Here is a 12,413-nt window from a genome sequence, read left to right as displayed (position 1 = left end):
ACGATAATTCTCTGAAACTACAGAGACTTCCACAGGGAGTCAAAGTCTTCTTCCTGACGGACCCCAGGTCCGCCGGACGGCACTCCAGAGGACTTCGGCGCGCTCTGTTCCAGCAGATGATATTCGAAGACGCTGAAGCTGACGGTCATGCTGCGGCGCCGGTCGAGCATGCCGCGCTGTTCGTCGCCCTGCTGGTTGATCTGTACCTTGCTGCCCTCCTGGAACGGCAGGCGCGGCGCGATCAGGGTCGGTGCCTGGTCGATGGCCTTGATCTCGGGCAGCAGCAGGGCGCGCAGGTACTGGCTGTTCTGCTCGGCCTTGCGCAGCAGTTGCAGGCCGCAGGGACGGGCGGTGGGAGCCAGTAGCTCGACGCCCATCTGGGTGCCGCTGCCGGGGACCTGGCGTACCCAGCGCACCACCCCCGGGCCCCAGTTGTGATCCTCGGGCAGCTTCACGCCAAGCAGTTCACCGGCCTGCAGTTGCTCGGGCACCTCGCCACCCCAGCTCAGGCAGTAGCCGCCCGGACTGTGGTTGACCACCTGCACGGAATGGATCGGAAAGGCGGGACTGGCCGCCTCGCTGTCGCCGGGCAGGACGTCGTAATGGATTTCTTCCATGGCCCCGGCGTTCCAGTCGAGGGCGTCGGAGGTCCGGACGTCGGCGTCGAAGGCCAGCGACCAGACGTCTTCCTTGGGTTTCGGGGCGAAGGCCTCGGGAGCCTGCGGCGCGGATTGGCGCAGGGTATCGGTGAAGGTCTGGCCGCCGGAGAGCTGGTAGTGCAGGGCGCTCATGCCGATGCAGACCAGTACCTGGCCCTGTCCGGGCATGCGCTGGAAGGCACGATCGGCTTCCTGGCCCCAGGCTCCGACCAGATGCTGCAGCAGATCGAGGGACAGGTCGCCATGCACCGGCAGGCGGGCGCGGGGGCGCTGTTCGGGGGCCAGGGCGAGATAGTCCTCGATGGCCTGGACCAGTTGCTGCGGGGCAAGGCCCAGCAGGCCGCTGAGGTTGGTTTCGCGCAGCAGCGAGCGATAGCGCGGCGGGGCGTCGATCTGCGGCGCCACCACCATCAGGGTGCCATTTTGCTCGGGACCTTGCAGGCGGACCAGGTTGGCCCAGTCGTCCAGATGCAGGGTGAGCTGGGCGATGTGGCTCTGGCGCAGCTGGTTGCAGCGCGCCGCGCCGAACAGCAGGGCGGCGCAATAGGCCTGGGTGATGGTCTGGCTGCCATCGCCTGGCAGCAGCTCGTCGCGGACCTTCTGGTTGTGCACGCCGGTGGTCACCGCCAGGCGGTAGAGCTGGTGCAGCTCCAGCCAGAGGTTGTCGTGGACTGGCGTATAGAGCTGGGCGGCGCGGATCAGCGGGCCGAGCAGGGCGCGCAGGGCGCGCTGGATGGCGGTGGCCAGCAGGGTGCCGCGTTCGCCGCGCTCGCTTTCCTCGACCACGATCAGCTTGTAGCCGGCGGCCAGCAGGTTCTGCAGCGCCTGGCAGAGGTTGGCGACCTTGCGCGAGCGCTCGTCGAGCACGATGGCCTGGTTGAGCACGTGGCGTTCGAGCAGTTGGCAAACCCGCTGCACGTCCGGGCGCAAGGCTTCCAGCAGGCGCAGCCGCGCCTCCGCCGTGAGCATCAGGCGGTTGATCTCGTGCAGGCCCTGGTAGAGCAGCCGCGCGAATTCGCCCAGCTTGGCCCGGGGCAATTGGTCCAGCCAACGCTTGAGGCCGGCCGGCGTAGCGTCACAGAACGTCAGGCTGCGCTGGTCGGGCGCCGGTACCCGCAACATGAGCTGTGGCCTTTTGCTATCCATTCGCCGCTCGTACTCCTCTTTCGATGGGCAATGAACCGCGCATCTAGACGAGAGGCCCAGGCTCGGAAACGGTGGTCGATGGGGTGGGCACGGCGGGAACGCCGAGCAGTTGCCCCATGTTGACGGTGGACAGCGCGCCGAGTTCAGCTGACCAGTTCACCGCCTCGGGTCCGAACAGGACGATGGCGGTAGAGCCCAGCTTGAAGCGGCCCAGCTCGTCGCCGGTGCGTAGGGTGATGGGTGCCCGCGCCGCCTCGTCGTAGGCGAAACGCTTGAGTTCACGCCTGGGCGGCGTGACCAGGCCGGCCCACACCGTCTCGATGCTGGCGACGATCATGGCACCCACCAGGATGACCGCCATGGGGCCCACCGCGGTATCGAAGATGCAGACCACCCGCTCGTTGCGGGCGAACAGCTCGGGCACGTTCTCGGCGGTGAGCTGGTTGACCGAGAAGATGCGCCCGGGAACATAGACCATTTCCCGGAGGGTGCCGGTCAGCGGCATGTGCACCCGGTGGTAGTCCTTGGGCGACAGGTAGATGGTGGCGAAGCTGCCGCCCATGAAGGGCGCGGCGCGCAGACCGTCGCCGCCGAGCAGTTCCAGCAGGCTGTAGCTGTGGCCCTTGGCCTGGAAGATGCGGCCATGCTCGATGCGGCCGAGCTGGCTGATGGCGCCATCGCTGGGGCTGACCACCACCTCCGGCGTGGCCGGCAGCGGCCGGGCATCGGCCTTCAGGGCGCGGGTGAAGAAGGCATTGAAGTTCTCGTAGGCCGTGGGTTCTTCCACCAGGGCCTGGCGCATGTCCACGTCGTAGTGGCGCACGAACCAGCGGATCAGGCGGTTCTTGAACCAGGGCGCGCGGCACTCGGCGAAGCCGCCGATCACCCGCGACAGCAGGTGGTGGGGCAGCAGGTGCTGGGCCAGGATGAACAGACGGTCTTGCAGTTTCATGGGTTGTCCTTGGCGATCATTCGATGGGCGTGTCGGGATGGTTGCCCCATTCGCCCCAGGAGCCGGCATAGGCCTTCACGCGCGGGTAGCCCAGGGCCTTGGCCGCGAGGTAGGTGAAGCCGGATCGGTGGTGGGTCTGACAGTGGGTGACGATTTCCTTGTCACGGGTGATGCCCAGGCGCTCGAGTTCGGCGGCCAGGTCCTCGCGGATGCGCAACTGGCGTTCGCGATCCATGCCCGCCGTCCATTCGAAGTTGATCGCCCCGGGAATGTGGCCGCCGCGGGCGGCCAGCACCTTCTCGCCCCGGTACTCGTCGGCGCCGCGGGCGTCCCAGATGGCCAGGTCCTCGGCGCCCAGCCGGCTCTGCAGGTAGGCGCGAGTGGCGGTGGGTTCCTCGTGCAGCGTCAGGGGTACCGGTCCGCCGGCAGGAGTGGGAACGGCGGTCTCCAGCGGCAGGCCGGCAGCGATCCAGCCCTGGCGGCCGCCGTTGAGGTAGTGGTAGTTCGCATGGCCGATGACGTCGAGCAGCCAGATGAAGCGCCCGGCCCAGCCGCCGCCCTCGTCGTCATAGACCACGTAGACGGCCTCGTCGCGCTGGCCCAGTTCGCCGAACAGTTGCTCCAGGTCCGCCTGTGCCGGCAGCAGACCGGGAGCCGGCCTGGTTCCCAACTGGGTGCGGGCGGGCGCGACGTGGCGCGCACCGGGCAGGTGCCCCTCGGCGTAATGGGCGGCGCTGCAGAGGTCGACCAGAATGAGTTCGGGCGCATCCAGGCGCGCCGCGAGGTCGGCCGGTTCGATCACCAGGGGCAGGGCGGAAAAGGGCATCGCGGATTTCCCGTCAGTCCGAAGAGAGTCAAGTGTACCGAGGTTGGCCGCACAGCGTCAGGTCGGCCGCGCTCTAGGACGACTACCGAAGGTGGCGATGGCGCGCTCGATGCAGGTGAAGGTCTTGTCCAGCGCCGCCGTCCGGCGGGGGTCCGCCGGCTCCAGTTCGGTATCCAGCACCGCCAGCAGCACCACCCGCTCGCCGAAGCCCAGGCTGCGCAGCCAGAGGCGTTCGCTGGTGAACAGCCGGCGCAGGTCGGCGGGCAGGTGAGGGGCGAAGCGCGTGCGATTGGCCGCATCGATGCGCAGTTGTCCCGGGCTGCCGAACAGCTTGGCCAGCAGCGGCTGGCCGGCAATATCCAGTTGCAGGCCAGGCGCCTCGTCCAGGCCGTGGTGCAGTTGCACGTTGCCCTTGCTGCCCGTGCGGTCGGGGGTGAGCAGCAGCAGGCGTGGCAGGCCGCAAGCCACCAGGGCCTGACGCGCACAGTCGAACAGCTGGGGCAGGGTGGCGAAGGCACTGGGCGTGTGCAGCAGTTGCTCGCACAGGCCGCGCCAGCGCTGTGCCTGGCTTTCGGCGGCGACCTGGACCTTGGGGATCGGCTTGAGGCGGCGCTCGCCGGGTGGCCAGAGCAGGCCTTCGGCGGGGTGCCAGAGGCCGGGGCGGGCATGCCGCTGGGCATCCTGGACCGCGAGTTCGTGACTGCGGCTCTGCACGCGTGCCAGCGGCAGCTGCAGGTAGAGCGCGCTGAGGCGCTGCCAGCGCAGGGTGTGAGGGTCGTTCCAGGCATGGTGGCTGGCCAGGGCCAGGCCGTTGGCCAGCAGGATGGTGTTGCCCGGGTGGGTCAGCCAGCGCCGCAGCTCCGGGTCCTCGTCGAGGCGGTGCTGCTGTTCCAGCGGATCCTCGGCATGGGCGATGTGCAGGGCCTTGACCAACTGGCGGCGATCCTGGTCGAGCAGGCGATAGCCCTCGACGATCCAGTCCGGCAGTTGCCAGTGGCGGGCCAGTGCCTGGCACAGGCGCACGGCGGGAACGCCCAGCAGGTCGAGTTCGACCTTGAGCGCCGGCTCGCCTTCGCCCAGCACCCGGCGCTCCCATTCCTCGAACAGCTCCGGATAGCGGGTGACCAGCGGCCAGAGCGGGGCCAGGAACAGCAGGGCGGCCAGGCGGATGTCCGGCCAGAGGCGCGCCAGGGGCACGCCGAACAGGCCGAGACCCAGGGTCATGGCGTGCTGGCTGACCAGGCACAGCTGCCGCAGTGGTTGCGGCAGGCGCTCCTCGACCAGGCTGGCCTGATGGGCCACCAAATACTCCGCCGGGCCGAGGCCGACGCGGCCGAGCACGGCCTCGAGGCTGGCGGCCGGATCGCCCAGGCTGGCATGGCCACGATTGGCCTCGCGCAGCAGGGCCAGCGCCAGGGGAGGTGACTCGCAGAGTCGTTCGGCTATCTCATGCAGCGCCAGCCGGCCATCGGCCAGGGTACGGCGTAGACGCTCTGCGGTGGAGGTGGCCACTGGCAGGCGCACGCCTTCCAGGTGTTTGACCCAGTCTTCGACAGTGTTCGGGCGGCTGGACATACGACGGTCGCCTTGAAATTTGATGAAAGGCCTTCAGTCCGGGACGCCGGGTCCGATAAAGGGGGCGTGAGGGTTATTCCCCGGCTCAACTTTCCTTAGCACACAGTATTCCCAACCATGGCAAAAATCATCGGCATCATCGTGATATTCGCGTCGGTCCTCGGCGGCTACATCCTCGCGCACGGCAAGATCGCCGCGATCATCCAGCCGCTCGAGGTGCTGATCATCGGCGGTGCCGCCCTGGGAGCCTTCCTGCAGGCCAACCCGGGCAGCACCTTCATGCAGGTGTTCAAGAAGTCGCTGAAGATGTTCGGCAACCGCTTCACCCACGCCTTCTACCTGGACGTGCTGAAGCTGCTCTACGAGATCCTCAACAAGAGCCGGCGCGAGGGCATGATGTCCATCGAAGCCGACGTCGAGGATCCCAAGGCCAGCCCGATCTTCAGCAAATACCCGAACATCCTCAAGGATGAGCGGATGACGGCCTACATTGCCGACTACCTGCGGCTGATGTCCTCCGGCAACATGGCGCCCCACGAGCTGGAAGGCCTGTTCGACATGGAGCTGGCCGGCATCAAGGAAGAACTGGAGCACCCGTCCCATGCGGTATCGCGGGTCGCCGACGGCCTGCCCGGCTTCGGTATCGTCGCCGCGGTACTGGGGATCGTGATCACCATGGGCATGCTCGGCGAGGGCGACCAGGCGGCCATCGGCGGCCACGTGGGCGCGGCGCTGGTCGGTACCTTCCTCGGCATTCTCGCCGCCTACGGCTTCTTCGGTCCGCTGGCGACCTGCCTGGAGCACGACGCCAAGGAAGAGCTCAACGTGCTGGAAGCCATCAAGGCCTGCCTGGTGGCCGCCGCCAGCGGCATGCCGCCCACCGTCGCCGTGGAATTCGGCCGCAAGGTGCTGTTCCCCGCGCACCGGCCGTCCTTCAGTGAACTCGAGCAGGCGATGCGGGGCAGCTGATGGACAACAATCAGCCGATCATCGTCAAGCGCGTCAAGAAGAGCGCCGCCGGTCACCACGGCGGCGCCTGGAAGATCGCCTTCGCCGACTTCGCCACCGCCATGATGGCGTTCTTCCTGGTGCTCTGGCTGATGTCTTCGGCCACGCCGGAGCAGAAGAAGGCCATCGCCGGCTACTTCCAGGACCCGATCGGCTTCACCGAAAGCGCCAGCCCCTATGTCATCGACCTGGGCGGCACCCCGACGCCCGCGCCTGACCGGACCTTGAATCCGGAGATCCAGGCCCAGCCGGATTCGACCCAGAACAAGGTCAATCCGGACATGGAGGAGCGCGCCGACCCCAATGACTCCAACCGGGTGCAGCCCGATCCGACCCAGTCCCCGGACACCTCGCCGGATCGCCAGCCGAATGCGGCGGCGCAGAAGGATCAGAACCAGGAGCAGAGCCAGCAGGCCCAGAAGATGGATGCCAGCCAGGCGGAGAAGATCGCCGAGCAGGTCGAGAAGCAGCGCCTGGAGCTGTTGCTGCAGGAGTTGCAGAACAAGATCAACGAGAATCCGGAGCTGCAGAAGTTCAAGGATCAGATCCTGATGGAGATCACCCAGGACGGCCTGCGCATCCAGATCGTCGATGCCGACAATCGGTCGATGTTCGATTCGGGCAGTCCGCGGCTGAAGCCCTATTTCGAGGACATCCTGCTGGCCATGGCCGACACCATTCGCCAGGTGCCGAACAAGATCAGCATCAGTGGCCATACCGATGCGGCGCGCTACGTCGGCAAGGGCGATTTCAGCAACTGGGAGCTGTCCGCCGGCCGGGCCAACTCGGCGCGGCGCGCCCTGGAGGCCGGTGGCTATCCGGACGAGCAGGTGGCCCGGATCGTCGGTTATGCGGCTTCGGCACCCTTCGACCGAGAGCACCCGCTCAACCCGGTCAACCGCCGCATCGACATCATCGTGCTGACCAAGAAGGCCCAGCAGGCCATCGAGGGGCGCAACGGTAACAAGGGTCCTTCCGCGGCGCCGGCTCAGGATGCGCCCGGTGCCAATCGCAGCGGGGTCTCCAGCGGGGGCGTATCCGCCACCGGCAATCTGGCGCAGCCCATCAACAACGCCGCTTTCAAGCAGCAGATTAATGCCTTCGATGCGGGTGTCATCCAGAGCAAGCCCTGAGCGATCGCGCTGATCGATAGGAAAATTCGCTGCCAGCGTTCGGTTTTTTCGTCCGTTGGCGGGTAGAGGGCTCGCTATGCTGCAGAGGATTCATGATGGATCGGGCACCTTGCGCCCTGGCACGAGGTCTCTCGATCTCCGATTCCCTCAGCAGGAGCCTCCCGATGAGCAACGCCTTTATCGACACCATCAAGCGCCGCCGTAGCCAGTACGCGCTGGGCAAGAACCTGCCGCTGGCGCAGGATCAGGTCACCGCGCTGATCCAGGAGGCGGTCAAGCTGTCGCCGTCCTCCTTCAACTCCCAGAGCTCGCGCGCGGTGATCCTGTTCGGCGCCGAGAGCGAGAAGTTCTGGGGCTTCGTCATGCAGGCCCTGCGACAGATCGTGCCGGCCGAGTCCTTCGCGCCCACCGAGGGCAAGATCAACAGCTTCGCCGCCGGCGCCGGTACCGTGCTGTTCTACGAGGATCGCCAGGTCATCTCGGCCCTGCAGGATAAATTCCCCAGCTACGCCGACAACTTCCCCATCTGGTCGGAACAGGCCAGCGGCATCGCTCAGTTCTCGGTATGGACGGCGCTGGCCAATGCCGGCATCGGCGCCAGTCTGCAGCACTACAATCCGCTGCCCGATGCCCTGGCCGCCGCCGAGTGGAAATTGCCGGAGACCTGGCACCTGCGCGCCCAGATGCCCTTCGGCTCCAACGAGGGCGACTTCCCGGAGAAGACCTTCATGGATGACGCCGAGCGCTTCCGCGTCTTCGGTTGATCATAAAGAGGCCAGGCTTGTCCCTAATGCCGATCAGTTAGCCTTCGCCTAGCGTTTCGGGAAGGCCTTGGTGGCTGGGACGAAGCTTGGATCTGGCTTTAGGCCTGCTATCGCGGCCATGGGCCGCTCCTACAGGGTGTGGTGCCTCTGTAGGAGCGGCCGCATCGGCGGACCGCCATGGCCGCGATAATGCGCGCAGACAGTTGCTCCTAAAAAGGCACGATGTACCTGTCGGAGCGGCCGCATTGGCGGACCGCCATGGCTGCGATAAAGCAGGAGCGGTAGAGGTCCATGCAATAGTCCGGCATGGGCCCAATGCCGATCAGTTAAGAAAAAACGCCGCGTTCCTGTGTAAAGAGCGCGGCGTTTTTTTTGGCCTGTCTACAAGGCTGAGCAACAAGCGCAAGCTAGTAGCGCGATTCGCCTTCGAGGCTAGCCAGGATATGCCGGTAGCTGGCCATCCGCTGCGGATGGATGTCGCCCCGCTCCAGGGCGGCGAGCAAGGCGCAACCGGGTTCGCGCTCGTGCTGGCAGTCGCGGAAGCGGCAGCGACCGATGAAGTCACCGAATTCCTTGAAACCGGCTTCCACGTCGTCACGGCTGACGTGGCTCAGGCCGAATTCGCGGATGCCGGGCGAGTCGATCAGATCGCCGCCGTCGGGAAAGTGAAAGAGCCGGGCGGTGGTGGTGGTGTGGGTGCCCTTGTTGGTCAGCTCCGACAGCGGACCGACCCGGGTATCGACGCCGGGCAGCAGGGCGTTCACCAGCGACGACTTGCCCACGCCGGATTGACCGACGAAGACACTGACGTGCTCGTCCAGCGCGCTCTTGAGCTGATCCATGCTCAGGCCGTTGTGGGCCGAGACCTCCAGCAGGGGGTAGTCCAGTTCACGGTAGATGCCCAGCAGCTCATCCAGGGCGGGGCCATTGTGCTCGTCGATCAGGTCGGCCTTGTTCAGCAGCAGCAGCGGCTGGATGCCGGCGTGCTCGGCCGCCACCAGGTAGCGGTCGATGAGATTGGCGTGGGGTGTGGGCAGCGGGGCGAAGACGATCACCAGGCGGTCGACGTTGGCCGCCACCGGCTTGAGCTGGCCGCGCATGTCCGGCCGGCAGATCTCCGAGCGGCGCGGTAACTGGGCCACGATGACGCCATTGCCCTGGATGCCGGCGCGGAACACCACCTGGTCGCCGGTGACCAGGGTCGGCAGGTTGGCGCGCAGATGGCAGCGCTGCAAGCGGCCCTCGCCATCCTCGACCTCCACCTGAACGCCAAAGTGGGCGATCACCTGGCCCTGTTGTTCCGGGCCCAGATCGCCACCCTCGAGTTCGTCGACCAGCTTGGATTCGCGTTTCTCCGCGCGAGCGGCGCGTTCGGTCTGGATTTTTTCGATCCGCCAGCTCTGGCGACGGGTCAGGTGGCGTTTGGCCATGGGAAGTCCGCGGGTGTCAGGGGCGAGGAGTCTAGCATTGGCCGCCTCTCGCGGATTACCTAAACTTGGCGCACCTCGTCGCTCTGGAGCGCCCATGCTGGCCCATCTCGCCTCGCGCTATCCCCTGTTGCTGGCCGTGCTGGTGCAACTGGCCGCCCTGGTGGTCGCCATCGTCGGCCTGAGAATCTGGGCCAGCTTCGCCGGTCAGCGGCCTTCGTTGCTGGCGCTGGTCTGCCTGCAGGCAGTGCTGGCGGCCCTGCTGGGGGAGCTGCTCGGCTTGGCGCGCTGGTGGGTGTTCATCAACCTGCTGTTCGCCCCCGCGCTCTATCTGGTCAGCGGTCGCGGCCTGTCGGCGGGCATCGCCGCGCTCGGTTTTCTGTTGCTCCTGCTGCTGAACTGGAACAGCCTGCGCGAGCGGGTACCGCTCTATCTGACCGGGCGCCAGACCCGCGAGCGGCTGGCCGAATTGCTCGCCGAGCGCGAGCCGACCTTTCGCTTCGTCGACCTCGGCTGCGGCCTGGGCGATACCCTGGTCGATCTGTCCCGGCGCTTTCCCCAGGCCACCTTCGTCGGGGTGGAGACGGCGCCGCTGAGTTTCGCCCTGGCCTGGCTGCGCTGCCTGCCGCGGCGCAATTGCCAGGTGCGCTATCGCGATCTCTGGCGGGTGCAGCTGGGCGAGTTCGACGTCGTCTACTGCTTTCTCTCGCCGGCGCCCATGCCACGCCTGGGCGAGAAAGCCCGCCAGGAGCTGCGCCCCGGCAGCTGGCTGGTCAGCAACACCTTCGAGATCCCCGGTCAGCCGGCCGATGCCGTCCTTGAAGTGGGTGACCTGCGCGGTAGCCGCCTGCTGCTATGGCGCCGGTAGGTAGGCGACAGGCGCGCTGCTACACTGGCGCCCTCATCAAGGAGTTCGCCATGACCACCCCCAATCCGCAGCACCTGATCTGGATCGACCTGGAAATGACCGGCCTGGATCCGGATCGGGACGTGATCATCGAGATGGCCACCATCGTCACCGACAGCGATCTCAACGTGCTGGCCGAGGGCCCGGTACTGGCCATCCACCAGTCGGATGAGGTGCTGGCCGGCATGGACGAGTGGAATACCCGCCAGCACGGCGGCTCGGGGCTGACCCAGCGGGTCCGCGAGAGCACCGTCGACACCGCCCAGGCCGAGGCCCTGACCCTGGAGTTCCTGCGTCAATGGGTGCCCAAGGGCAAGTCGCCGATCTGCGGCAACAGCATTTGCCAGGATCGCCGCTTCCTCCATCGCCGCATGCCGGAGCTGGAAGCCTACTTCCACTACCGTAACCTGGACGTCTCCACCCTCAAGGAGCTGGCCGCGCGCTGGGCCCCCCACGTCCGCGATGGCGTGAAGAAGAGCGGCAGCCACCTGGCGCTGGACGACATCCGCGATTCCATCGCCGAGCTGCGCCACTACCGCGAGCACTTCATCAAGGTCTGACGGCCGCACCCCCGTGCTGCTGTCCATCCTCTACCTGGTTGCCATCACCGCCGAGGCCATGACCGGTGCGCTGTCCGCGGGTCGCCGCGGCATGGACCTGTTCGGCGTGGCGCTGATCGCCAGCGTCACCGCCCTGGGTGGCGGCTCGGTGCGCGACGTCCTGCTGGGCCACTATCCGCTGGGCTGGGTCAAGCATCCGGAGTACCTGGCGCTGACCGTTGGCGCGGGCCTCGCCACCGTGGCCATCGCCCGAGTCATGCGCTACCTGCGCCGGCTGTTCCTGCTGCTCGACGCCCTGGGCCTGGTGGCCTTCACCGTGATCGGCTGCCAGGTGGCCCTGGAGATGGGCCTGAGTCCGGTCATCGTCATCGTCAGCGGCACCCTCACCGGCACCTGTGGCGGCATCCTGCGCGACATCCTCTGCAACGACGTCCCGCTGATCCTGAGGCGCGAACTCTATGCCAGCGTGGCCGTGCTGTCCGCCGGCTGCTACCTGCTCTGCCGCCACTGGCTCGGCGAAGAGCAGGCGCTGCTCATCACCCTGGCTGCCGGCCTGCTGCTGCGCCTGCTGGCGTTGAAATTCAACTGGCAGATGCCGACCTTCACCTACCCGGAAGATCCACACGGGTAGCGGTGTGACGGTTTCCGCGTTATCGGTCTGTAACTATTGTTCTAGAGCCTTTCCTGCGGCATCTTCCGGGCCTGAAATCACCGATAGGGAAATCGGTCATGTCCGGAAAACCTGCTGCGCGCCTGGGTGACGCCGTCACCTGCCCCAAGTGCGGGGCCACGGCCCTGGTCCAGGGCTCGGCCAACGTCTTCTTCGACGGCTTGCCCGCCGCCACCCTGGGCCAAGCCTGTGGCTGTGGTGCGAAGCTGAGTGCGGCCGTCATCCCCAACGTCCTGATCAACGGCCAGCCTGCTGCCGTGCTCGGCAGCGTCACCAGCCATGGCGGGGTGGTGATCGGTGGTTCGGGGACGGTGATCATCGGCATGGGTGGCGGAGGGCTGAGCACTGGCAGCTTGGCGAACGGCACCTGTGCCGCGAGCGGGGAGTTTGCCCGCCAAGCGCCAGGACGGACCGCGCCACTCGGCCTGCGCGGACGTGAAAGACCAGGGCCGGGCAGCGCTTCCAGTCGCCCAGTTGGGGCTCCAGTCGGTCAGGACCGCTCAGTTAGCCAGCCCGAACGCCCGGTGGAGCAGCGCATCACCCTACGTGTCGGCGTGTTCTTCGATGGCACCGGCAACAACCTCTTCAACGCCGCCACGGGTGCAACCTGCCGAGCGGAAGCTCAGGGTTTTCGGCAGGACCAGGCAGAAAGCATCGCTCTGCACTGCGAAAAATTCATGCTGAAGGACGACAGCAGTTACGCCAATGCGGAGACGAATATCGCGCGGTTGTATCGGCTCTACCGGGACGATACCCAGCGCGCCATCGAGCAGGACGAAAACGCCG

12 protein-coding genes are annotated in these 12,413 nt (G+C 66.7%); 7 read left to right on the top strand and 5 right to left on the bottom strand.

The genetic code is table 11. The annotated features are described in order from the left end of the window. Window positions 1-17 precede the first annotated feature (17 nt). From AR540_RS21790 to AR540_RS21775, 4 genes are read right to left on the bottom strand one after another with little or no spacing between them, the layout of a single operon-like run. Entirely contained in the window at window positions 18-1,805 is a 1,788-nt protein-coding gene (locus AR540_RS21790) for a molecular chaperone (RefSeq protein WP_236712111.1), read from the bottom strand. A 43-nt stretch (window positions 1,806-1,848) separates the two neighbouring features. Further along, on the bottom strand, window positions 1,849-2,757 hold the full coding sequence (gene asd, locus AR540_RS21785) for an archaetidylserine decarboxylase (RefSeq protein WP_059232074.1): 909 nt from the start codon (window positions 2,755-2,757) through the stop codon (window positions 1,849-1,851). Between the two features lie 16 nt (window positions 2,758-2,773). Beyond that, the gene (locus AR540_RS21780) at window positions 2,774-3,583 is read right to left on the bottom strand and encodes a rhodanese-like domain-containing protein (protein ID WP_059232072.1); all 810 of its coding nucleotides are present in this window, start codon (window positions 3,581-3,583) and stop codon (window positions 2,774-2,776) included. 57 nt (window positions 3,584-3,640) lie between these two features. Next, window positions 3,641-5,158, bottom strand: coding sequence for an HDOD domain-containing protein (locus tag AR540_RS21775; protein ID WP_059232069.1), 1,518 nt, complete (start codon window positions 5,156-5,158; stop codon window positions 3,641-3,643). A gap of 117 nt (window positions 5,159-5,275) precedes the next feature. Here AR540_RS21775 and motA point away from each other — a divergent pair, with 117 nt between their 5' ends. The 3 genes from motA to AR540_RS21760 all read left to right on the top strand — a co-directional run bounded on the left by motA (window position 5,276) and on the right by AR540_RS21760 (window position 8,063). Next, window positions 5,276-6,127, top strand: a complete 852-nt coding sequence (gene motA / locus AR540_RS21770; protein ID WP_059232067.1) for a flagellar motor stator protein MotA — start codon at window positions 5,276-5,278, stop codon at window positions 6,125-6,127. Beyond that, window positions 6,127-7,299: a flagellar motor protein MotB gene (locus AR540_RS21765; RefSeq protein ID WP_059232065.1), complete on the top strand. Its 1,173-nt coding sequence runs from the start codon at window positions 6,127-6,129 to the stop codon at window positions 7,297-7,299. The genes motA and AR540_RS21765 overlap by 1 nt, the downstream gene beginning before the upstream one ends. 164 nt (window positions 7,300-7,463) lie before the next feature. After that, window positions 7,464-8,063, top strand: coding sequence for a nitroreductase family protein (locus tag AR540_RS21760; protein WP_059232063.1), 600 nt, complete (start codon window positions 7,464-7,466; stop codon window positions 8,061-8,063). A 407-nt stretch (window positions 8,064-8,470) separates the two neighbouring features. On the opposite strand, the gene rsgA is transcribed toward AR540_RS21760, so the two are convergent. After that, a complete protein-coding gene (rsgA, locus tag AR540_RS21755; protein ID WP_059232061.1) occupies window positions 8,471-9,493 on the bottom strand; it encodes a small ribosomal subunit biogenesis GTPase RsgA in 1,023 nt (340 codons plus the stop codon). A gap of 94 nt (window positions 9,494-9,587) precedes the next feature. On the opposite strand from rsgA, the gene AR540_RS21750 reads away from it, so the two are divergent. The 4 genes from AR540_RS21750 to AR540_RS25570 all read left to right on the top strand — a co-directional run. Next, window positions 9,588-10,358 (top strand): class I SAM-dependent methyltransferase, encoded by a 771-nt coding sequence (locus tag AR540_RS21750; protein WP_059232059.1) that lies wholly within the window; start codon window positions 9,588-9,590, stop codon window positions 10,356-10,358. A 50-nt stretch (window positions 10,359-10,408) separates the two neighbouring features. Further along, window positions 10,409-10,957 (top strand): oligoribonuclease, encoded by a 549-nt coding sequence (gene orn / locus AR540_RS21745; RefSeq protein ID WP_059232057.1) that lies wholly within the window; start codon window positions 10,409-10,411, stop codon window positions 10,955-10,957. A gap of 16 nt (window positions 10,958-10,973) precedes the next feature. After that, entirely contained in the window at window positions 10,974-11,588 is a 615-nt protein-coding gene (locus AR540_RS21740) for a trimeric intracellular cation channel family protein (RefSeq protein ID WP_059232168.1), read from the top strand. A gap of 98 nt (window positions 11,589-11,686) precedes the next feature. Continuing rightward, window positions 11,687-12,413, top strand: a 727-nt coding sequence (locus AR540_RS25570) for a PAAR domain-containing protein (RefSeq protein ID WP_177339271.1), incomplete at its 3' end; no start/stop codon positions are given.

Origin of the sequence: Pseudomonas sp. EpS/L25, from assembly GCF_001512295.1 — a bacterium.
Classification (GTDB): domain Bacteria; phylum Pseudomonadota; class Gammaproteobacteria; order Pseudomonadales; family Pseudomonadaceae; genus Chryseomonas.
The sequence above is the reverse complement of the archived record's forward strand: the minus strand, read 5'-3'. Positions and strand labels throughout refer to the sequence as shown.